This window comes from Arthrobacter sp. NPDC093139 (assembly GCF_044754165.1).
Lineage (GTDB): Bacteria > Actinomycetota > Actinomycetes > Actinomycetales > Micrococcaceae > Arthrobacter.
This window is the reverse complement of the sequence record NZ_JBIVOO010000006.1, coordinates 104250-125663: the sequence shown is the minus strand read 5'-3', so window position 1 is coordinate 125663 and position 21414 is coordinate 104250. Positions and strand designations below refer to the sequence as shown.

Here is a 21414-nt window from a genome sequence, read left to right as displayed (position 1 = left end):
TCAGCGGAGGCCTATCGGGCTGGGCCACTTGCTTGCGTTCTTGGAAACGAAGGAAGAACCGTCCGAGGGCTGTCGTGGTGTCAATCGAGTCCGCGATGCTGACAAAGCCGATGCCGAGCTCGTTCAGGCTGCCCGCGAAGTCCTAGGCCGGCCTGAAGGCCCTGAGGGAACAAGCCCGGGTCGGCGGCCGTAAAAGCGTCATGCCGGAGTCCAAGATCCGCTCTGCCCGGAAACTCCTAGGCCAGGGAACACCGCCCGGAGAGGTAGCCAGCAGCCTTGGCATTTCCGTGCTAGGCCCTACCGGTGGGTTCCCGCAGGCGGTGCAACGAAGGCACCGGCGAGCTGATTGTCGTCGCCTCGTCCGGGAGATTTCGAAAAGTGTGATGTGCCCCTTACCCAAGCCGGCCTTGTGTCGGGAAATTATGGTGCGAGTTTCGGGACACCGTGCCAGACAGTCGGATTACGCGTCATCGCGCGAATGCGGAATCGTAGGGGAGCGACCCGCCGGCCATCCCGATTTCAAGGAAAATGGGACATCACTAGTAGCTCGGTGAGTGGGCCGTACAGTGTCCCTTCATCGGACGAGTCAGCGGGCCGGTCTTACGGGCCGTTATTTGGACTGCCACTGCAACATGCAGGTCGGACGAGCACTTCCCGATGCGGGACCCTCTTTTGGAACAATCCATTCTCCCTATTCGGGACACCCCTTATGGGTCAATTTGCTTTAATCTTTCGCGTTGCCCTCGCGATCTTAATGTTTTGCCAGCGCTGGCCTATGGTGAGGTCATCAGCCGAGCGGGCGTCCTGGCTCACTCGTACCTCTATAGGATGGCGAGCACATGCTGACTCTTCCCCCGGCGGCCCAAAGCAGTTGCCTAGGTGGTGTGACATGTACTTGTCGAACCTGTTGATAATGGTGAGCGTCCTTCTGGGCTCGATAACCATGGTCTACCTGATGAAAAACCCGGCGCCCAAGGGCGAGCCATATAGCAGCAAACAAAAACTCATGATGATTCCATTCTTTCTGTCTGTTTGTTGCTTCCTCGCTGCGACCTTTCTGTTGTATATCAGACCTTGAGAAGATGGCCCTCCAGCCATATTCAATGGTGGGGTTCTGTAAGGCGGGGCACCGTGCACACTGTACTCGGAGCACCGCTCAAGCCAGCTCTCGCGCATATTGACAAGAGCACAACCGATGGATCCACTTAGCCCATGGCATCTATAGACACCGACGCCAGGCTCAGGATCCCTGTCGCTCTGGTAGTCATCGCACTCGCCATAGCTTCGCTTTTTTTGATCTGGCGCCCGGAGATCGAGCTTTGGTTCGGGATCAGCGGGAGCCTGTTGTGCGCCATCCTGCTTCTCTGGGCCGCCATGATTCTGGTCGGAAAGACAAAATCCGGCAGACTGCTCCTGACCCGGCGACGTTGGAAGTATTTCATCGTCCTCAGCGTCGTTGTGGCCGTGGCCATGACGATCGCGGTCATCGCCATCCTCGCAGCACAGCCGGATCAAGACTCCCCGCTGGTGCAACCGTTGGTCCAAATGCTCCTGGGTTTGTTCGTTGCTCATCTGTACGAACCGGAAGGCCCTCCTCTATTCAAGGCACCAGATCTAAGCGACCGTGACGCCAGAGCCTGGAAGAGAACCGCCATTGTCCTAGCAATTATTGGAATCAGTCTCGGGTGCATCGCCGGTATCGCCGGAGCGGCCGGTAACATCTTCGCGCTGCCACTCCTGCTGCCGATTGCAGTTTTGCTCCTGGTCATAGCCGCCGCCCTTTGGACGATACTCAGGGCGAGAAATAGGCAGAGAGCGAACCCGTAGCCAACCGATAGGGTCCGAACGAAAGAGCAGATCCAATTCGACGACGGGTGTGCGACTGACCGAATCACCTAGTTTTGTCCGCTGAGGTTTCGGCTTGCGCCGGTTTGCAGGACCGTTCGCGGTGCTTGGTCGCTCATGGCGTGCGCTGCTACAACTGGCCTATGGGATGGCTAAACAAATGGTTCGATGAAGAGGACTGGCCGAAGGACCCGCGCCTGGATGCTTTTCGAGATGGCGTGTGGGAACTGTCGCTGAACGGCGAATCTATGGGATGGGTTACTACCGGAGTCATGCCTATGCGGTCGTTCCCCTTCTTCTGGTTGAAGCAGGAGCGGATGTGGACGCAAGTGCACTGGCTCGATGGGAAGCACGAATACCTAGAAGAGGACTACGGTCCCGACTGGCCCGCTGCGGACGAACTGCGGGGTGGGTACTTTATCACCTCCCATCCTCAAACCCACCTCGACTTCAGGCTCGACGCAACAGCCGTTACCGGCCCCGACCGTGATCGGCTCTGGGTGGAGTTGGAACATGGCGTGGAACCCTACAACCGGAATACATAGCTTTCCCTGCGAAAGCCTAGGCCGGTACGGGAGCTGTCGCGTTGAGGGTTCCCCTATACGGAAGGGCGTCGAAACAGGCAACGAGACGGATACCGCGGCGTCGGCAGGGTTTCGCAGTGAGATCTTGCCGCGAATACGAGGAAGTGAAAGGCTCTGCCCATGAATCCCTAGTTCAGCCGGCGCAGGCCGGGGGGCAGCGCTGACGAGATCGACGAGGAACGTGGACCTCGGCGAACTATGGGAGCAAGTAGGCCGGGAGGGACTCTATGGAGATAGCCATTGCCTTCACGGTCGTGGCCGCGCTATGGCTGATCTTTCGTAAATGGGTTGCACAGCGCCAAGCAGAGATCATCACACAATTTGTTGGCGGCGGTCCTAACTTAGAACAGCGGGCGAAGGGTCTCGAACAGTGGGAGTGTTCTTCTGCGTCCTGCTTCTGATCGCTGCGGCCGCCATCGTAATTGTCTCCCTGGCCGGTAGGCCATGACGTGGGGGCCAGGAGTAACCGGACCGTTCTTCATAGTGTTCGGCGTTTTCCTTTTGCTCAGCGCGCCTGGCTTATATCTTTGGCGCAAGTTTCTTGCCCGCACCGGGGAACAGACATGGAGAACTCTGCCGGGGAAGGGAAAATTCAAGACATACGAAGTTCAGTACAAATTTTCGGTCGTGGGAGCGGCTTTGGTCGGTGTCGTCGGCATTGTGGCTCTGATTGCAGGATTGCTGAATCTCTAGGTGCGGGGGACCTCTTGGCCAAGGAATGAGACGCCCTCAGTGCAGTGCTAGAGCTGAACAAGCTTGTCGCAGGAGAGAACCGTCCGTCTAGGGTTCGTCCGCAGGGACGACAGGTCGGCCACCTCCGGCAGCGGCAGCTCAACGGGTACCGTAGTTTCATGGCGCTTCACCCTAAGAACAGACTGACTTTCCAGATGCGGACGTCTGCTCTCGGTCCTGATGGAGCTGTCCTCGACCCTGACGGGCCGGCTCAGGACAAGATGGAATTCCTGGACATTGTCGTCGATGGTAAACCACTAAGGGACACGCTTGACGTCAGTTCGGAAGACGATCGCCCGACACAGCACACTACGTTCCTCCGCGAAGCCCGCCCCGAACTCGCTATCCCTCAGATCGACCGCTTGCTAGGCAGAATCACTGGAGACTTTGCCGACGGACGGATTGCCCTCTTTGTCTGTCCTATCTGTTCGGATCTGGCTTGCGGTGCACTGACCATGGAATTACGGGCGAGTGCCGAAACTGTCTCCTGGTTGCACCTTGGCTGGCAGGATGGAATCACCGATGAGCCCCAACCTTGGCTCCTCCCCGAACAAAGTCTTTCCTTCGAGCGGCCGACCTACGAGACAGAGCTGCTCGCACTTCGAGAGCACTTTACGAGCCTGCTCAAGTCGGGGCGCCCGTTCTCAGCTTCCGGTGCCGGCCACACAATTCTCGACAGGGTCAGAAGTCTATTCACAAAGACTCCGTAGACCCGACAAACTTCACGTCACCCCGACGACGAAACGGTAAGCATAAGGGGTTATGAGTACCGTTAGCGGTTCGGCTAGGAACGCTCCACGCGGTCGGCAACGATGGTGAATTCATCCTGCTGCGCTTTGTGCCAGGCGAGTCTTACTTTCTCGCCTGGGATAAGTTCGAGAAACTCATTTGCTCTCTGGACGATGCAGGAATAGTGGGCGAAGCATTCTGCGGCCAAGCCCTCAATCTGGATGGATCCCCACCCTTCTTCGCGGTGCCAGGTCTTCACGGTTCCCTTGCTCAGAGGTTCGTCCATGGCACCGATGATAGCCATTTCCTCCTCTTGGCCACTGTGGGTTGGTTGTGAGGACGGCCAGCTTTTCCGCCCGGTCAGGGTTCGGTTTTGAGATGAACAGCCAGGCCTGACTGACACGGGTCCTGCAAACAGAGAAATTCGCGCACACTGATGAGACCCTCGTTGGGACGAGATGAGGCAGGGTGTCGGCGGGTTCCTTGTCCGGGACCGTGGTGTCGCTGCCAGATCTCGTAGTGGTCGATCGTGAGCCCTAGTTTCTCAGCTCGTCCTGGGGAACGAGTTGCTGATCTGACCAGGTTGGATCGCAGTACTGCTGACTTGGCAGACATAGTGACCGTACTGGGACAGCGGGGGATAAGGTTCCGCTCTCTGGCCGAACCGTGGCTTGATACCACCAGCGCGCATGGAAAGCTCATCTTCGATATGTTCGCCTCGCTTGCCGAGTACGAGCGATCAGGGTTGTCCGAGCGTACGAAGGCCGGCTTGGCGGCGGCGAAAGCTCGCGGCCGGCTCGGTGGCCGCCCACGGACCATGACCGCGTCCAAGATGGAGGTCGCACGGCAACTGCGAAGCCAGGGAAAGACCTTAAAGGAGACAGCTCAGATACTCAGCGTCAGCGTCTCCTCACTGACCTGCGCACTAAGCCGGAACGATGTTATCCCAGAAGCCGTCACAGAAGGAGCGAAGCGCACCTAAGTATGGCTACCATGCTCATATGGATTTAGTGAAGGTATTTCTCGACGAGGGTGCGCTCGACGGCACGGCGCGATTTCCTTCTGCTTGTGCTGTAGTCGTCAAGAACGATCTTATCGTTGCACAGCAAATCGAAGAACTTATTCACGAACTAAGCCTTCAACCTGATTTTCAACTGGAGCGAGGAGCTTCTCTTTTAGAGGAATCCGGATTTCATCATGTAGACGATAATTTCCTTGCTGCTGAAAGTTTCCGAAAATTGCTTCCAAAAATTGACTTCGAATGGTGGTGCTCATCAAATCTCGAGCCAGGCAAAGACCCCTACGACCAGTTACCGGACCAGTTCAGCTGGCTAGTTACCGGGATAATGCAAAAGTACAAACATAGGAAACTTGAGTTTGTCTTCGAGCAAAATTCGCGCTTAAACCCTATCTTTGCAAAAATAGTGGAAAATGGTGCCCGGAACGCAAAGGCTTCACCGGAGCTGGCAAGCTTTCGGATAGGAACAAAAGCTGACAAAGTACTATCAATCGCTGATTATTGCATGGCCTACGCAAGTCAGGCAATCATGTTTTGGGTAAGTGATTGCTGCGATACTGCGAAATTTCGAAGTCGCTTCCAGTATCGCAACTTTGCCTTACTGGAAACTGCCTGTTCCACGCTATTTGCAGCGAATTATAATAAAGCAATATCCAATAGGTCGACTAGAATGCTAGATCACGCATTTCCGTCTGTGTCTGGTGTTCACCAGCCGTCCTGTACTCAAAAGTAATCGCTAGGGTACAATCAACCTCAGGCGGGGTGTGTGTAGTTCAAGAGTGTGCGAGTCGCACGCGTAAGCACCTTAGTCGGCACTGCCGTCATGCGTGATTCCACATCCCGCCCCTAAATTTCTGGAGATACTTTTTGTGAACGTCCTTGCCAAGGTTCGCCACCTACGTGATCTCCAAACGGCGGCTAGTTTGCCTGAATCTTCCAAGTTTTGGTTGGAAAAGGGGATAGAGCCAAGCGACGTACGCATACACACGACGCGCAAGCAACGGGGTGGGTATCGTGAGGTTTGTCAGCCAGTCGACGACGAGCTCTTGCGTTTGCAGAAAAGGCTCAAAGAGTTCATCGACCGCAAGGTCCTAACCCCCCACCAGAGCGTGCACGGATTCACTCGCGGGCGCTCGACCGTATCAAATGCGAAAGTCCATCTTGGCGCTAGAGCTATTTTGACGATTGATATTTCCGATTTTTTTGCTTCTATATGTCGGGCTAGGGTCGTTGCTTCCCTGCAAGGAAGCGGCGCTAATTCTGAGGTAGCTTTTGCGATAGCGAATACGTGTACATACAACGGGGTGCTGGCTACAGGTTTTTCAACTAGCCCGGTTATTTCCAATCTTGTGTTTCGGCCACTCGACGATATCTTCGATGCCTTTGCAAGCTCTCATGGGATCACCTATTCCAGATATGCCGATGACCTGACGTTCTCCGGCGATGAGGTAACTGATGACATGCTGGCCCACGTAAATGACACTTTGGTTTCCCAGGGATTTCTTGTGAATTCGAAAAAGGTTCGATTTCAGCGTCGCGGTCATCGCCAAGTGGTTACCGGCTTTGCAATACAAGATGCAAGTCGATTGCGTGTCCCCAAGTGGCAGAAAAAGGCCTTGCGTCATGATCTATACTGTTCTGAGACTTTTGGATTAGAAGACCAGGCCCGCTTCCGAAACATGACCGAAGAAGAGTTCAGGGTCCACCTTCTTGGGAAAATCAATTACTTGGCGGCTGTCGAGCCGCTATTGGCGGCAGATATGCGAGCTCAATTGGATAATTTATGAGTCTCAGTATGGCGTACCTGGCGCCTTAGTCTTCAGCGGCCCGCAGCTGTACGCAGGGACGCAGCTACCGGCTTTCTGCTTCCAAGAAGATGGCCAGCTCAGTGTCAGTTGGTTCTCTGAGTTCGACCGGGCTTATTGGCCGTGGTTGCGGCGAGGTAGTCATTAATGGACGTCTGGACGTCTGGACGTCTGGACGTCTGACCGTCAAGTTGAGTGGGTGGTTGGTGCTCGGCATCGACTTCATGCGCAGTGAGCTTTCCTAGTTCCCCAGCCCCCGGATAATCGAACGCGGCCGGCGTCTTCCTTGGGTAATGCTCAAGAACTCCGAGGGCGTCTTCTACGGTGCGAACGTGTCCGGCCACGGTAAGTTCTTGCTCCGCTCCTTGTTTCATTCGTCATCCTTTTTCCTCGCGAACGGACGTCACCCGTGGTGTTTCCTTATTAAAGGTGCCAATAAGCTGGCCTTCTTCGTCCGCGGGGTCTCGGTCATGGGTAACGAGCCAGCACACTTTGAGGTCTTGAGCATCCTCCAGCTGCCATATGGCACGCTGTGCCCGCTCCTCTTGCCGTTGCCGAAGCGACGGTACTTGTTGAGTCCTTCGAGTTTGCCCAGCCTGCACTGAGCTTCGCCGAAGCAGAGAACGGCGGCGCCGGAGACCAAGCATCCTGAAGAATGCCCAGGGAGTAGTGGGTTTGTTTCAAGCCCAGAAGTGGAAGAACCGACAGCCCCCACGTGGAGCCTTCCTCTTCAGAGTGCTGACCAAAGCCGCAGGATTTCAACTGACTAGAGTCGATCAGCGACACGAGGCGGCCGGCCAGCGCGATCTGTTCCTTGCCTCCGAGACGGCAGGAACCGCGGGTGGTGGCCTGATCTGGTTTTTGGAGCCGCTGGCCCTTTTCGTCGATGCACTTCTCCGCAAATTTGGGAAAGGCGAAGCGGCCTGTCATTAAAGAGGCAGATTACTGGATCTACGCTCGCTTGGCTGGTCAGCAGACGCAAGCCTCAATTCCAGGGGCTGGTGATACCCGCCCCCAAGCATCTGAGTTTGTGCATGATCGCCCACCTATATCCGGAAGAGGATCCTTTTCGTGCTGCAGTATGTCATACCGCTCAGCATCGAAAGCACCAGATGGGCGGCTAAGACTCTTCGAGGACCAGCCTGCCGTCGGGCTTGTGGACGAGGTTCCAATAGTGGTCTGTCGCCGTCCAGGCGTTGCCTCTCTTCGGAGCTTGTTGTGCCCAAGCGACAGCCCTTTCCAGCCAGGCATCCCGAAGTTGCTGGCCGATCTGGTGGTGCAGCTCCGAGGGGACAGAATGGACTGACAGCATCATGGGGCTGGAACTGGAATCAATTTCACGGGAATGGAAGTACTTTGCCTTCGCGTCCGACGGCCAGTAGACGCCCAGAACGTACAGGTTAGCTGACTGGCTCGGGTCCGTCCGGCTGAAGGAGAGGCTGCCCAGGCTTACGCCGGCCTCGGCGAGGTGGGCAGTGAAGTCATCACGGCCGAGCGGGTAGGCCCAACCTTTGGGCAGCTGATCCCGATAGTAGCGCTGCCACGGTCCCTCGACTGTCATTCCTGCATCGTAGACGTTCCTTTGCGAGAGGGGCCATCGGGGCTACTGTGAGTGCAGTCGAGTGACCGTTTCATCCTCCGGGGCGGCACGGAGCACTCCCACGAGACTACGTTGGAGGGCGGATGCCGAGACGACCACAACACTGGTTCCCAGGCTTGATTGGTGGTCAGGGAGTCATTCGTCCGAGCGGCGGGGCTTGCACCCTCAATTACGCCGAGGTGTACCCCTTTGGTCTAGTGGCCCAGATCAGTGTCAGATTTCGCGGCCCCTTGTCCCTGGACATGCAACGGGAACTGAGCAAACAGTCGGGCTCCTACCTTTGGAACAAGCCGGACCTTGGACCGCAGCTGACCTTGGAACAAGAGGAGTCCACGGCATCCTTGGCCGAGGTCGTAACGCATGAAGGTCACCACTCGTTTTGGACCATTACGTTTTGGTTCGACCAAAAGATCAGCGGTTCCGCCTTATCTATGGGTTTCCGGTGGCCGGAGCAGGGTATTGAGTGCGTTTTCGCGGTTGCGGGCGAAGACATCGGCAGAGCATTGGAAGAGGCCACAGAACTATGGAGCCCAGATCCCGAAGGATACTTCTCTCAGTGAGCACCGAGCTTCTTGGTTCGCCCTAAATCGCTTCGTTGAGGGTTCCTTGATCGAAGTCGTCCCGACTGGTCCACATTGTTTGTCTCTTGCAGAGATTTGCTCGCTTGGCTTTCCCCGAGGGGGCGGAGCGCCGGGTTGACCACCCCTAACGATGGGTGGCCTGTACGGAACACACGTTGCCGCAGCATTAGTGGAGCCCCTCGTCCACGACAGCCCTGACAGCCCGAAGGGGGCGACGGGACCAATATAGCCGCAGGCTTCTGAAACCAGCGTGCGTGGTTACTGCTTACATGCCGAATCAGGAAACCGGACGGTTGATCAGGCTCAGCACTATTCCCAGAGCAGCCATCGTCATGAACGCAGCTCCGAACAGCCGGAGGAAACGAGGCTTGGTGAAGGCTGTATCTGAATAGTCGGTTCCCAACATTCTCAGTCCTTTCATCATCCCGGCATACACGTGGGCCGATCCTTGAAAATTGGTTGCCAGAACGAGGCCGAACAGAAAAGCCACCAGCCCCAGCCCAAGTGTGACCCACCACATGCCAACGCGCGAAGCTTCCCGAAACACCAGGCTGAAGGCGACGCCAGCCAAGCCGATTGTCACGGCTAAGATCAGGTACACGACCATGATGGCTCTCTGAGGCTGCGGCAATGCTTTGACGAGCTTCCATAGGTTCATTAATCCCCCTGGCGAATCGAAGCCTTGCCTGCTGCAGCTAAACATAGCCCGCACCGCGCGGGTTGCAATCTCTTGAGGGCTGCCGGCTGTGCCATGTGCAGAAGCTATAAGCCGCTGCACAAGGTTGGGAACAGGGCAGCATCCATTCTGGACCTCCGGTATACGTTCCGCAGCCCGGCCCAAATCAATGCGTGAGCGACCGGCAAGGGAGCTTAAGGGATAAGTATTCAGGTCGGTTAGGGTTCGTCACGGTGCTCGCGTTCACTACTGAAGAAGTACATGGCCACGAATCCTAAGCTAAGCAGCGCCAGGATGACCACGATCCAGTTGGACTGAGTAAAAACGAAGTAGATTCCAATAATTAACATGCCGATGGACGACAAGCCCCAGAAGAGGGCAAGAGTTCTGGCTCTTTCGCGGTAGGTCCAGATCCGGCCCTTTTTCGGGAACATTGGCTCTCCCACCAGCAAGATAGCCCTTGGAGCGCGAGTCTAGGCCTTGCCTTCGTCTTACATCAAGAGGCCCTGACTGAAGCTTTCTATGAGGGAGCGCTGTCAGAATCTCGAGGGCCGAGGCGGTTGCAGTCTCTTGGCACTTTTCATCCCGTTACGAGTTCCCCTTGGAGTCGGCCGCCGGTTTCCTCAACGACCAAGCGACTTGCTATAAGTCGTCCTCGCCCCTCATTGCCTTCCGGAAGAACTGCTGAGTGACTGCATCTGAATAGATACCCACGGGCAGCCAACGGGCATCCCACTCCGTAAGTAAGGTTTGCAGATGTGACTCAGCGATGCGTTGATGGGCGTCGCTGATACCTCGACTGCTGCGCCTCCGCGAGATCTGAAGATCCCATCCGTCATGTTCCGAGGGTTGAACAGCGAAATAGCGGCCAGCCTTTTGACCGCTAATTATGAGGCCAACGCGATGCTCAGACCACTCGTTGGATTCCGACGCCAGTGGTTCTGAGACAGCGAGTTTCATGGATTTTCGCCAGCTGACCGGCAGTTTCTTCCGCGAAGGCGAATGTCGCTCGGGCGAGTACGTAGGGCTGAATGAGGATGAGTCCCAATCGCCTGAAAGCAGCCGGAATGCCGCTTCTAGGAATGCCAACAGTATCTGGCCGATGCGGAGTTCAGGTGGAGCCGAACGCCGCACGGATCGGTGCTCACGTTTTCCTGCCATGTCGTATCCTTGCTACTGCGTCCGTTCCTGTCATGGTTAGCAAACCATGTCGGAGCCAGCTTGATGTGCAGAGGCAACCGATCGGAGCCAGGATTACAAAAAGGGTCCCGTAGGGTTCGTCCTCCCCGACCGCATGAAGTAAGTCGCTTAACATCAGCTCGTGAGCAAACGCGAGATCCTGATCGTCTTGAGCGCCGACGATAACCAGCCACGGGGCAACGTTTGGAGGATCACGGCCAAAAAGACGGACTTCTATCTGGACTTCGAAGGAAAGCACGGTGGAGGGTTTCACCTCTCGATGCATGGTCCCACCGAAGGTTTCTCTGATCACCGCTTTCACATCAGAAGCGATAGGAGAGCGGTCAGGGAGGCTCGTGCTCTGGGCAATTTTGTGCAACATCAACTCGGTCGAGGATATGCATTTGATGGGGTACAGCTAAGCGACCAGGCATACCAAGTCGCCCGTTTGCGATGGACTTGGGATCTCCAACGTCCCAGATTCCGTCATGCCGCCCTATCCCGGGTGCCTGTTCCGCAGCTAGGTGGAAACCGAGATGGCTTGATGCTCCAGGCGCTCCTGAAGCCCAACAGCGCTTGGGACATAGACGTCGTTGTGTCTTACGGCGAGCCGCACTGGCCCGCCCCCGACGACTCTGTTCGGGACAGTTCCCGCATCGGTCCGATCCGGAATGGTGCCGGCATGTGGCTAACAGCAACCTCCTATCATCGATCACAAGTCCTGGCCCCATCTCCCGCAAATCTCCGATTGCCGTTACCCCGCCCTGGAGAAGCGCCTCAACAGATTATGGGCGGCGGACCCGGACCGCTTGGAGCGCAGGACTTTTACTGGTTTGTGGAAACCATCACGTCCAGAGAATTGCTGGATTAGTACTGTCCGCCTCCAAGGTTAGGCTGTTCACATGACAACCCCAGTACCGACGCTTACCGCCGTCACAGTTTTTGAGGGCAATGGATCCGTGCTTGTGAAAATATGAACTGAGCGCACCTGTACCGCAGGAGGAGACTTTTCTCGTGGGCATCCACGGTAAAAGCCAAGATGGGGAAATTTTGGGGCAGTTTGGCATCAAGTTTCTCGATGGCGAGCGGGCCGCTTACTTCGTCTTTGACCACAACGCGGCGAAGCAGGAGAACTTCGACTACATCCGAGCTACCGAGGACGAGCACCAGATTTTGACGCCGTATCCGGCGGTGCATTTCTCAGAGCTGGGCGATAGCCCCGACCTTAGGGGCTATCTCAACTTCGGCGGCGTCGACCGACAGACAGACGTCCGGGTTGATGTAGTCAGGTAGATTACCGCTCACAAAAAAGAGGAGAGGGCTGGCGCGATGTGAACCGGTGCACAACGCGACCGCTCAGGGTCCCCTTTCAGAAATGGAAGGTTCGGTGTTTATTGTGGGCTTGGGTAATGGGCCCAAGGAGACTTTCGAGATGAATAAACGGGACAAGGAGCGGCGCCGGGCCGTACGGCGCATATTCTTCGACACGGACCTGGCGGGCCTGGCGTTCGGGGGCGAGTCGTTCCCTGAATACGAATATGACACCGAGGCGGACCTTGCCATGTCTTGGTTGGCTAATGGACTGTCTCCGACTGACGTCGCAGCACGGGCAGCGCGCTACATTCAGCGTGACTGGGGCGTTTCCGTGCCCGACGGCAAAGTGGAGCAGCTTGCTCATGCTCTTGCTCTGCTTAGTTCAAAGCCGGAATCTCAGGGCCAACAGCCAAACTAGACCTGTTTCGTTCACTGAGTGTTCCCCGAAAATGGCCATGCCGGCCGCCGCAACCAACATGCCCATGCCCGGCCTTGGGCATCAAGCAATAAAGGTTTTCATGCCATTAACTGGGCCCAGAAATCCATTCAGGACGTATCATCATTGCATTCTGTCTCGTCGTTAGAACTCTGGATCGGGGTGAGATGAGAAAAGGTGTGAAGGTTCTTCTCCTGATCCTTGCGGTCTTGGCTATTTCTGCCATCGTCGGATGGGTAGCCGGACCCGAAGCTGCAGGCACTGCCTTATTGATGATCTCGATAGGCCTCGGTGGTATGGGGCGGCAACCGCGCGACCCAGGTTGAAAGATACCGTCAGGAGCTGATCGATAAGAAAGCCGGAGGAAGCCAATTTAGTACGGTCCTGCCGAAGCCGGAGGATGAGGACAAGGATTCACCTGAACGGTGAGCAGCATCAAGCCGCCCGTACAGGGTTGGGTCACGGTCACTAGCCCGCCCGATTACAAAGACCGCCACCTCGAGCTGGGACTGCCGAAGGGCTCATCCGCTCCGGGGACCGGGTACTCGCCGTCGACGAAATGATCGACAGTGGCACCAGGGCACCGAGCGGCGCGGAGGCTGCGTAGCCGACGGCGTCGCGACGGTCGGCACCTGATGGGGGACCAGAACGGCGCCCACCTTCCGAAGTTTCCACTGAAGCTATGTCGTAGTTTTCGAAGAGCTTCTCCACCATATGTAATTGGCATTAGAAGAAGTATCCGAAGATTGTTGCCAGATACGCCAGTAATGAGACATAGCCTAGGGCAAAGGTTGTTTGGTAGGGCCACCGAGTGCGGCGGAGTTCGTCGACGGCGACTGAATGCGAAGAGGATGTTTGTGGGCGAACAATTCTGATCGCCGGCAACTTCACCTGAAAAATTGCTACTGCTGCAGTCTGAAGAATTGCGCCTGTGAACGCCAGCACCGGTAGGCCGACGAAACCCGTAACGAAGGGAAGGACCAGCTCGACCCCGATGGCGACAAAGTTCCCATACAGCTGAAGGCGCTCGTAAAAAAGGTCCGCTCTTGATCCCTCTTTAAGGGGTAAGCGATAGCGACCAGCGATGCAGACGGAGGCGGCCACCAGAGTGATCGAAAAATGATTAGGGTTTGTTCCATCAGCAGTACTTTCGGTTGTAATTGAAGGCGTCATATCCAGGGCCAAGGAAATTGGCTGCCCCTACGCCACTCGGTTGCGCGAGGTCCGGCTTGAAGTGGCTGTCTCCCGTCTCGGCTTCCGCGGTCTCGACCTAGGACAGAAGTCTCTCTCGTTTCCCACGGAAATGAGACATGATGGCTGGTAGGCGCAGATCCACCGCAGGATGGGGGTATGACGTGCAGCAGTTGGCGAACCTGCTGATGTTGGTTTCCCTTTTGGTGAGCGTGCCCTGTTTTGTTTACGGGTTTAAACACTCGGACCGCAAAGGCGAACCATTTGGCTTCAAGGAACATAAGCCCCTGTGGATCTGGCTCCTTCTCAGTGCTGGTTTCCTGGTCGCCGGACTCATTGCAAGGGTCGCGGGTCTTTGAGATGTCCCATCCAGCCATATTTAGATGCGGACGTCCCGCAAGGCACGTGCAGAACCGCTGTTCGGAACGCCGCGCCATGCCAACCGGTGCGCCCATTGACAAGCACAACAATCAACGGATGCACTTAGCCCATGGCGTCTAGAGAGTCTGACACCAGGCTCCGGATCCCTCTCGCTCTGGTAGTCATCGTCCTCGCCGCCGCCGGGCTCTTTTTGACCTGGGTCCGGGAGATCGAGCTGTGGTTCAGGATCAGCGGGACCCTCATGTGCGCCATCCTGCTTCTCTGGGCCACCATTATTCTGATCGGCAAGACCAAATCCGGCGGACTGCTCCTATCGCGGCGGCGCTGGAAACAATTCACGGTCCTCGGCGTGGTCGTGGCTGCAGCCATCACGCTCGGGGTCATCATCTCCATCCTTGCGGCACGGCCGGGGAGCCGCTCTCCGCTGCTGCCACCGTTGTACCCGATGCTCCTGGGTTTGACTGCTGCCTATCTGTACGAACCGGAAAGCCCTCCTCTAATGAGGGGGCCAGCAACGGACCGTGATGCCAGAGTTTGGAAGAGAAACGCCATTGTCCTAGCGATTGCTGGAATCGGTCTTGGGTGCATTACCGTTATCGCTGCTGCGGCCGATAACACCATCGTCCGGATATTTTTCGAGGGGCCTGCAGTTGTGCTCCTGATCACCGCAGCCGTGATGGGGATGATGCTCAGGGCCAGAAATCGGCGGAGGACAAACCCATAATCAGCGCGGTGCCGCACGCAGCCATGCCTCTTCATCCTTGCCTAGACCTGAAACGCGTCCCAATAGACGTTGCCCGGCGGTCAGGTTTCCTCGGCTTGGCCCGGCGCGTACCTCCATTCGCAGGTGGCTTGCGGAAAAGACACTTGGATCGGGTTGAGACTGATCGACTCGCTCTCTGGCCAGAGCGCGTACTTCAACCCACAACAGGTCCTTTGGGGGCCGCTTCCTCAGCCCGCACCAAAAGTAAGTTTGGGCGGGCCGAGGACGTGGATCTGCTGCTACCGACCGCTGACGCGGTCCAGGAACTGTTCAGCTCGCGAGACCATTCCTTTGATTTGGCGTTTGACGACTTCGGCCGGGTCAGGGTTGATCTCGTTGGCTGGCGGTTCGACCCGAACGTTTGCGCAACAGACGAAGTCGGCGCAGATCAGGGTTCCTACGGTGTTGCCGTCGCGGCCGGATTTACCAGCCCGCTTTGCGACCCACAGCATTACGTCCGCTTTGGAGAAGACTGCCCGGCATAGCTCGCACAGGACTGACCGGTTTTTTCGAGGTCCGCCGTCAGGGGCGCGGAGGATGATCCCTGCCATGCCCGAGGGACGCGGCAGTATGAGGTAGCCCCGGAGCGGCATCTTGTCATCGCGCCACCCCAGAAGGTCCATCTCGTCCCAGGGCAGGGACTCAAAGTTCTTGGGGAGGGAGAGCTTCGCTACCTCGGATCGGCTGGCATTGATAAAGCATGATCGAATGTCCTGGGACGTCAATTTTTGCATGGCGGAGATCTTTCGGAATTGTCCAGAAGGAGAGCGTGGTCAAGGGCTCTGCCTACTTCCGGGCACCGCAAAATTACTGCGCTAGGTACATCCGCCGAGGATATGGAGTGCGGTTTCGGGAAGCAGGCATCGAACAACCCACAGTGGAGGCCAAAATGGCCGCCCCGCATTCTGGCGCGGCAAGACCATCAAATGCCTTGCGCATGCTCGTTCCTTTGCATTCCCGATCGACTGCCGATCGAAACCTAAACTACCCGACAAACCAGCTCACCGTCACACTGGCACTTCGGCTGCGCCTTCCCCAAGACGGCTCTCCCACCGCGACAAGGTCCGTCTCTCAGCTATGCGGCGGCCCAGTGGCAAAGCCAGATAAACCTATCGAGGGTTCCCAGAACCGGACGGAGACGCGCGAAAGAGGCATTGAATAGCAGGGCATGGGCGGCGTGAAAGACTCACAAAGTGAATGACGAGTCAGAAGGTGCCCTGCACCATGTCGAGCTGTGGGTACCGGATCTTAAGAGAGCCACGACTGAATGGGGCTGGATCTTGTCGGCCTTGGGGTACGCAACCTACCAGACTTGGCCACAGGGAATCAGCTGGCTGAAAGGCTCTACGTACATAGTTCTAGAAGAATCGCCGGACTTGAGTGGGCGGCATCATCAACGAACAGCGCCTGGTTTGAATCACCTGGCATTCACAGCCGGCAGCCGGCTACGTGTGGACACGCTGGTTAGAGACAGTGCTGGGTACGGCTGGACGCCGCTGTTCCCTGAGAAGTATCCACACGCAGGGGGACGCGAGCATTACGCCGCTTACCTCGAGAACTCAGATGGCTTCGAAATAGAACTCGTGGCCGCTCAATAGGACCACTCGCTTGCCAACCTTCAGCGATGCCCCGCATAACGTTCCCCAGCGGACGCTAAGGGTTCCGGGGCGTCTGCCGTCCAGACCTTTCCCTGCCTCAGCGCGGGCCACGAGGATGGCAGCCGCGGACGAACTTTTGCGAAAGCGCGAAATTGGCCGCATGACGAGCGTGCCGGTGGTGCTGAGTCAAGGCGTCCTGGCGGTCCTGCATGAAGTCACACACTCGGACCAGTGAGCGACATCTGTCGCGCACCGACAACTGCCCTCTTACTAGCCCCAAACGTCAGCATGGCGGCCGCTTCACGGCAACAGAATACCGGGTCAGATCCTTGCCCTGCCGAGAAAATAAACTGGCCCCGCTGTTGTCGCCAGATGGAAATACATCTGTACCCGTCCCACTTGGCTTCAAACGTCAAGATTCCGGGGAATGCGCCGGCGAGTGCCAGCGGGAGGAGGAGGTGCCGCGCAGGTTGAGCATGAAGTCAATGTTCCAGTAAGCGCATTGGTCATTTTCCTTACAAAGCCTGTCGCGCAAGCCGCAGAAGAGCGCACATGGATTGACTAGCATGTCAGCTTTGCTCTATTCTTGCGCAGTTTTTTGCATTTTCATTGTCAGACTGATCCAGCAGTGTAATGATCTTGCCCACCACAGAGGTGTGTATCTCCGTTTGGCCAGCGCCTCTAATCCGCGAGAAGTAATTGGGGGAGCTTGTGCGCGCCAGGATTAACTCTGAAAGTGGACGGCGCCTATCCTTTGCGAAAAGGTTTATGGCAACAGCGGCAACAGCGGCAGTCCTGGCTGGGTTTCTTGGTCCTGATGTGGTGCCAGCCAGGGCGGTCGTCTTCCCATCGCTCGGGCCCGTGAGCACAGAACTAATCCGTGGCGAAGCATGTAGCCCGAACTCCACCAACGGCCTCGCTGTAGCCAGTATTGAGTGCATTGCAGGAACCGCCAGAAAGACCCGAAACCTCAATCTGAACCACGAATGTGTTTCCGGGCCTAAGGCAGACGCTCTTTTTCAGGCCGGGGTCTACCCTCCACACCGGTGCGGGTCCGTCGGCAAAGGTGCTGAAGCCATCGCACAGGCTCGTTACATCTACAAACACAATCGGCAAGAGCAGCAAAAACACATAACCCTCGGCGTCAGCCCAGGAATTCATTGGGAGCTGAGCCTTCCAGATGGCCGAAAAACCCGCAGGGGTGATGTGGTCGAATACGACTACAGGGCCACCGGTCCCGAACCCAGGTCAATTGACATTCTGGAAGCGAAAGGAACTTGGCGGGGTACTATCGCGGACGCTCAAAATCAAGCAAGAGGCTACGTGACGCTCTTCCAGAACTCGCAAAAGGACCCAAGATACCAGGCCCGACCTTCAAAGAGTCACCTCGGATACGGAGACACTTTTAAGATCCTCTTGGACCACTGTCCAGACGGAACCGAGCTTTATACACGGTACGAAGTTGATGGACCGGCGGACGGCGCTTTGATGGTGAACCCGACCGAATCTCGCGAGGATTGCGACGAGGACGCGAACCTAAACGTAGACACGCAGTGGCTTGGACAAGATTTTGATGATTGGCCGAGAGCCTTCCCGATTATCGTACCGTTGCTTGGCACTATCGGTCCTGCTCCGTCAACGCCCCTCTGGCAGAGAACGTCACCGCTCGGACGCTTTTCCGATCTGGTCCAGTCCGTGCTGTCCGGTGCCTCGTGCTTATGGCTTTGTGTTGGATCGGACGGTGTACGAACTCCAGACGGAAGTTTGGATGCTTCCTCGTCCGTCATAGTTGATTGGATCACGTCTCAATCAATAGCCGCATCATCTGGAGATCCCCACCTGACTAGCCTCGATGGAACAGCCTTCGATATACAGTCAGTAGGCGAATTCGACCTAGTCCAGTCCGCGCAGGACGACGTCCCATACGACTTCCGTGTTCAGACAAGGTTCAAGGGACTGCCCGGAGGCCGTGTATCCACAACCGACGCAGTTGCTTTCGTGCTCAACGGCACGAAAGTGGTCCTGTCCAGCTCGGGGGTACTCGTGGACGGCACCGCCATGGATGTCAGCGATGGGTCGTACATCTATTTTGGCGCCGGGGCGGCAGTGTTCCGAAGCGGGAGCACTTACGCAGCCATTTGGCCTGGGCAGACCGATCGGCCGATGCTGACGTTTGGCTCCTCGACAGTCCGCATTCACGTACCGTCCTTCATCGCTACCCGTGGCCTCTTGGGAAACAACAACAGCACCAAGGGTGACGACTTTGTAACTCGAGGCGGCTGGGACCTCGGAAGCAATCCAGGCGCCGCCGCCCTGCACGGGTCCTTCGCGGAATCGTGGCGCATCACAGATGCAAGTTCGATCTTTAGTTACAAGCCGGGAGAATCGACGGCCACATTCACCGACTCAACGTACCCAACGAACCTTTTCAAAATCTCCGACTATAGCCCTGACGTGATCACAGCCGCACAGAACTCCTGCCTTCAGGCGACAGTACCGGAGGGCCCTGCACTCAGCGGCTGCATCAGCGACGTTATTCTCAGCGGGGATGCGCCGACTTTCACGGCCATCGCGGCGAAAGTAGACAATCCCGGCAGTTCGCTTGTTGGTTCGAAGGTCTTTGACGCTGACGGGCGACTAGCAGAGGACTTCGAAAATCCTGTTGCGCCGAACTTCGACCCTTACAAGCTTTCAACCGACCCAGCAACGTCGACCATAGCTGGACCACTGTCCGGCGACAGGCCCTACGCGTTCTCTGTTGCAGACATGCCTGCACATAACTCGCTCGACATCTCCTTCGATCTTCTTACCCTCGGGACGTGGACCGGTGTAAGTTCGTCCGCTTCCTTCAATGTTGACGGAAGAAGCGTTTGGTCCAGCAGCCTTTCAACCGTATCGAACGCAACACCAGCCGGCACCGGGACGTTGGCCTCCGGCGGCCAGTACGCAAAATACCGCGTCACCATCAACCTCCCCCACACCGCATCAACACTCAAAGGCTCCCTAACGACAAGCGGCCTGTCCTCAACAGCAAGCCGGGCGATCGGTATCGACAACATAGAGGTCGTTGAGCAATTGGTTCCACCTCAGACCTTCGTGCTTCCGCTGGACGGATCCATGGTGCGCGACGGTGTTCCCGGGGCGGGTGCCGGCAACCTAGAAAACAAGTCGTCGAACGACACGTACTCATTCAACGTTCCGGACGGTGGCAAGTCACTGTTCCTGGATTTCCAGTCCTGCACTAACAACAATGCCAACCAGTACTTGAATGGGCTGTTGTGGAAAGTTGTGCAGGAATCAACAGGAGCCAAAATTGAAGGGGACTACTGCGGCTCAGGGAACAAGACAGTGGCTCTGACCGCTGGGGATTACCGTCTGGAGATGACGGGAGATCCTACGCGCGACTCCTGGGGCACGTACAGCCTTACGACGTTCTTTGTCCCCGATCCGCAGGTGTTCGCCCTTCCCCTGGACGGCAGTGTCGTTAGTGATGGTGTCCCCGCCGCCGGGGCGGGGAACCTTGAAACCAAGGGGTCCAAAGACGCCTACGCCTTGACTGTTCCTGAAGGAGGAAAGTCACTCTTTATCGACTTCAGAACGTGCGCGAGCAACACCGCCAACCAGTACCTGAACGGGCTCATGTGGCAATTAACCTCTACTGCGACAGGAACCAAGATCGCCGGGGATTACTGCGCCTCCGGGAATAAAACAATTACGCTGCCTGCCGGCGATTACCGGCTGGAGATGACAAGCGACATCTCGCGAAATTCCCTGGGCGCCTACAGCATGGTCGCGTTCTTCGTTCCCGATCCGCAGGTGTTCGCCCTTCCCCTGGACGGCAGTGTCGTTAGTGATGGTGTCCCCGCCGCCGGGGCGGGGAACCTTGAAACCAAGGGGTCCAAAGACGCCTACGCCTTGACGGTTCCTGAGGGAGGAAAGTCACTCTTTTTCGACTTCAGAACGTGCGCGAGCAACAACGCCAACCAGTATGTGAACGGGCTCATGTGGCAGGTCACCGCCGTCGCGACCGGAGCCAAGATCGCCGGGGATTACTGCGCCTCTGGGAACAAAACCGGTACGCTGCCCGCCGGGGACTACCGGCTGGAGATGACCACCGACATCACCCGCAAATCATGGGGAACTTATAGCCTGGCGGCATTCTTCGTTCCCGATCCACAGTCGTTCGCCCTCCCAGTGGACGGCAAGGTCGTTACTGATGGCGTCCCGGCTGCCGGGGCGGGGAACCTCGAAACCAAAACGTCGAGCGACTCGTACACGTTCAGTGTTCCAGACGGAGGCAAGAACCTCTTCCTTGATTTCAAGGCCTGCACAAACAACAATGCCAACCAGTATCTGAACGGGCTCATGTGGAAGATTGTCTTCGTGCCCACCGACGAAAAGATGGCCGGGGATTACTGCTCAAGCGGGAATAAGACGGTGGCGCTGCCTGCCGGGGATTACCGGTTGGAGCTGACTACCGACATCACCCGCAATTCCTGGGGAACTTATAGTCTTGCGGCATTCTTCGTTCCCGACCCCCAGGTGTTCGCCCTCCCGGTGGACGGCAGCACCATCAGCGACGGGACCCCCGCCGCCGGTGCCGGGAACCTCGAAACCAAGGGCTCCAAAGACACTTACACCTTCACGGTCCCCGAGGGCGGCAGGTCGCTGTTCGTGGACTTCATTACCTGCGTCAGCAATAACGGCAATCAGTATCTGAACGGGCTCATGTGGCAGGTCACCGCCGCCGCGACCGGAGCCAAGATCGCGGGGGATTACTGCTCAAGCGGGAATAAGACGGTGGCGCTGCCTGCCGGGGATTACCGGTTGGAGCTGACTACCGACATCACCCGCAATTCCTGGGGAACTTATAGTCTTGCGGCATTCTTCGTTCCCGACCCCCAGGTGTTCGCCCTCCCGGTGGACGGCAGCACCATCAGCGACGGGACCCCCGCCGCCGGTGCCGGGAACCTCGAAACCAA

19 protein-coding genes and 1 pseudogene are annotated in these 21414 nt (G+C 57.0%); 12 read left to right on the top strand and 8 right to left on the bottom strand.

The features are described 5' to 3' along the window. The first annotated feature begins 1212 nt into the window (after positions 1 to 1212). The 4 genes from ACIP90_RS11690 (at position 1213) to ACIP90_RS11675 (ending at position 3871) form a co-directional block, all read left to right on the top strand. On the top strand, positions 1213 to 1827 hold the full coding sequence (locus ACIP90_RS11690; RefSeq protein ID WP_400579486.1) for a hypothetical protein: 615 nt from the start codon (positions 1213 to 1215) through the stop codon (positions 1825 to 1827). Positions 1828 to 1988: 161 nt separating this feature from the next. Next, on the top strand, positions 1989 to 2390 hold the full coding sequence (locus ACIP90_RS11685; RefSeq protein ID WP_400579485.1) for a hypothetical protein: 402 nt from the start codon (positions 1989 to 1991) through the stop codon (positions 2388 to 2390). A 266-nt stretch (positions 2391 to 2656) separates the two neighbouring features. After that, a complete protein-coding gene (locus tag ACIP90_RS11680) occupies positions 2657 to 2830 on the top strand; it encodes a hypothetical protein (RefSeq protein WP_400579484.1) in 174 nt (57 codons plus the stop codon). Between the two features lie 450 nt (positions 2831 to 3280). Next, complete coding sequence (locus tag ACIP90_RS11675) at positions 3281 to 3871, top strand: hypothetical protein (protein ID WP_400579483.1); 591 nt, start codon at positions 3281 to 3283, stop codon at positions 3869 to 3871. Between the two features lie 74 nt (positions 3872 to 3945). On the opposite strand, the gene ACIP90_RS11670 is transcribed toward ACIP90_RS11675, so the two are convergent. Next, positions 3946 to 4194 carry a cold-shock protein gene (locus ACIP90_RS11670; protein ID WP_400579482.1) on the bottom strand — a complete coding sequence of 83 codons (249 nt, stop codon included), beginning with the start codon at positions 4192 to 4194 and terminating at the stop codon, positions 3946 to 3948. A 225-nt stretch (positions 4195 to 4419) separates the two neighbouring features. Between ACIP90_RS11670 and ACIP90_RS11665 the strand changes: the two genes are divergently transcribed. The 3 genes from ACIP90_RS11665 (at position 4420) to ACIP90_RS11655 (ending at position 6695) form a co-directional block, all read left to right on the top strand. Then, positions 4420 to 4872 (top strand): recombinase family protein, encoded by a 453-nt coding sequence (locus tag ACIP90_RS11665; RefSeq protein WP_400579481.1) that lies wholly within the window; start codon positions 4420 to 4422, stop codon positions 4870 to 4872. 19 nt (positions 4873 to 4891) lie between these two features. After that, entirely contained in the window at positions 4892 to 5641 is a 750-nt protein-coding gene (locus tag ACIP90_RS11660; protein ID WP_400579480.1) for a hypothetical protein, read from the top strand. A 136-nt stretch (positions 5642 to 5777) separates the two neighbouring features. Beyond that, a complete protein-coding gene (locus tag ACIP90_RS11655) occupies positions 5778 to 6695 on the top strand; it encodes a reverse transcriptase family protein (RefSeq protein WP_400579479.1) in 918 nt (305 codons plus the stop codon). A 486-nt stretch (positions 6696 to 7181) separates the two neighbouring features. Here the strand turns inward: ACIP90_RS11655 and ACIP90_RS11650 are convergent, their stop codons facing one another. From ACIP90_RS11650 to ACIP90_RS11630, 5 genes and pseudogenes are all read right to left on the bottom strand, one after another. Continuing rightward, a complete protein-coding gene (locus ACIP90_RS11650) occupies positions 7182 to 7643 on the bottom strand; it encodes a hypothetical protein (RefSeq protein WP_400579478.1) in 462 nt (153 codons plus the stop codon). 190 nt (positions 7644 to 7833) lie between these two features. Then, positions 7834 to 8274, bottom strand: coding sequence for a hypothetical protein (locus ACIP90_RS11645; RefSeq protein ID WP_400579477.1), 441 nt, complete (start codon positions 8272 to 8274; stop codon positions 7834 to 7836). A gap of 786 nt (positions 8275 to 9060) precedes the next feature. Beyond that, a pseudogene (locus ACIP90_RS11640) lies at positions 9061 to 9138 on the bottom strand (DUF1156 domain-containing protein); the annotation flags it as partial. 33 nt (positions 9139 to 9171) lie between these two features. Continuing rightward, on the bottom strand, positions 9172 to 9552 hold the full coding sequence (locus ACIP90_RS11635; protein ID WP_400579476.1) for a hypothetical protein: 381 nt from the start codon (positions 9550 to 9552) through the stop codon (positions 9172 to 9174). Positions 9553 to 9788: 236 nt separating this feature from the next. After that, positions 9789 to 10004, bottom strand: coding sequence for a hypothetical protein (locus ACIP90_RS11630; protein ID WP_400579475.1), 216 nt, complete (start codon positions 10002 to 10004; stop codon positions 9789 to 9791). 1759 nt (positions 10005 to 11763) lie between these two features. Between ACIP90_RS11630 and ACIP90_RS11625 the strand changes: the two genes are divergently transcribed. Together ACIP90_RS11625 and ACIP90_RS11620 are read left to right on the top strand one after the other, a co-directional pair. Then, positions 11764 to 12042 carry a hypothetical protein gene (locus tag ACIP90_RS11625; protein WP_400579474.1) on the top strand — a complete coding sequence of 93 codons (279 nt, stop codon included), beginning with the start codon at positions 11764 to 11766 and terminating at the stop codon, positions 12040 to 12042. A gap of 139 nt (positions 12043 to 12181) precedes the next feature. After that, on the top strand, positions 12182 to 12481 hold the full coding sequence (locus ACIP90_RS11620; RefSeq protein ID WP_400579473.1) for a hypothetical protein: 300 nt from the start codon (positions 12182 to 12184) through the stop codon (positions 12479 to 12481). 744 nt (positions 12482 to 13225) lie between these two features. Here the strand turns inward: ACIP90_RS11620 and ACIP90_RS11615 are convergent. Beyond that, the gene (locus ACIP90_RS11615; RefSeq protein WP_400579472.1) at positions 13226 to 13672 is read right to left on the bottom strand and encodes a hypothetical protein; all 447 of its coding nucleotides are present in this window, start codon (positions 13670 to 13672) and stop codon (positions 13226 to 13228) included. Between the two features lie 508 nt (positions 13673 to 14180). On the opposite strand from ACIP90_RS11615, the gene ACIP90_RS11610 reads away from it, so the two are divergent. Next, on the top strand, positions 14181 to 14795 hold the full coding sequence (locus ACIP90_RS11610) for a hypothetical protein (protein WP_400579471.1): 615 nt from the start codon (positions 14181 to 14183) through the stop codon (positions 14793 to 14795). A 278-nt stretch (positions 14796 to 15073) separates the two neighbouring features. Here the strand turns inward: ACIP90_RS11610 and ACIP90_RS11605 are convergent, their stop codons facing one another. Continuing rightward, complete coding sequence (locus ACIP90_RS11605) at positions 15074 to 15568, bottom strand: FBP domain-containing protein (RefSeq protein WP_400579470.1); 495 nt, start codon at positions 15566 to 15568, stop codon at positions 15074 to 15076. Positions 15569 to 16027: 459 nt separating this feature from the next. Here ACIP90_RS11605 and ACIP90_RS11600 point away from each other — a divergent pair, with 459 nt between their 5' ends. Together ACIP90_RS11600 and ACIP90_RS11595 are read left to right on the top strand one after the other, a co-directional pair. Then, a complete protein-coding gene (locus tag ACIP90_RS11600; protein WP_400579469.1) occupies positions 16028 to 16432 on the top strand; it encodes a VOC family protein in 405 nt (134 codons plus the stop codon). Between the two features lie 768 nt (positions 16433 to 17200). Further along, positions 17201 to 21414 (top strand): VWD domain-containing protein (locus ACIP90_RS11595; protein ID WP_400579468.1); only part of this gene is annotated, 4214 nt, incomplete at its 3' end.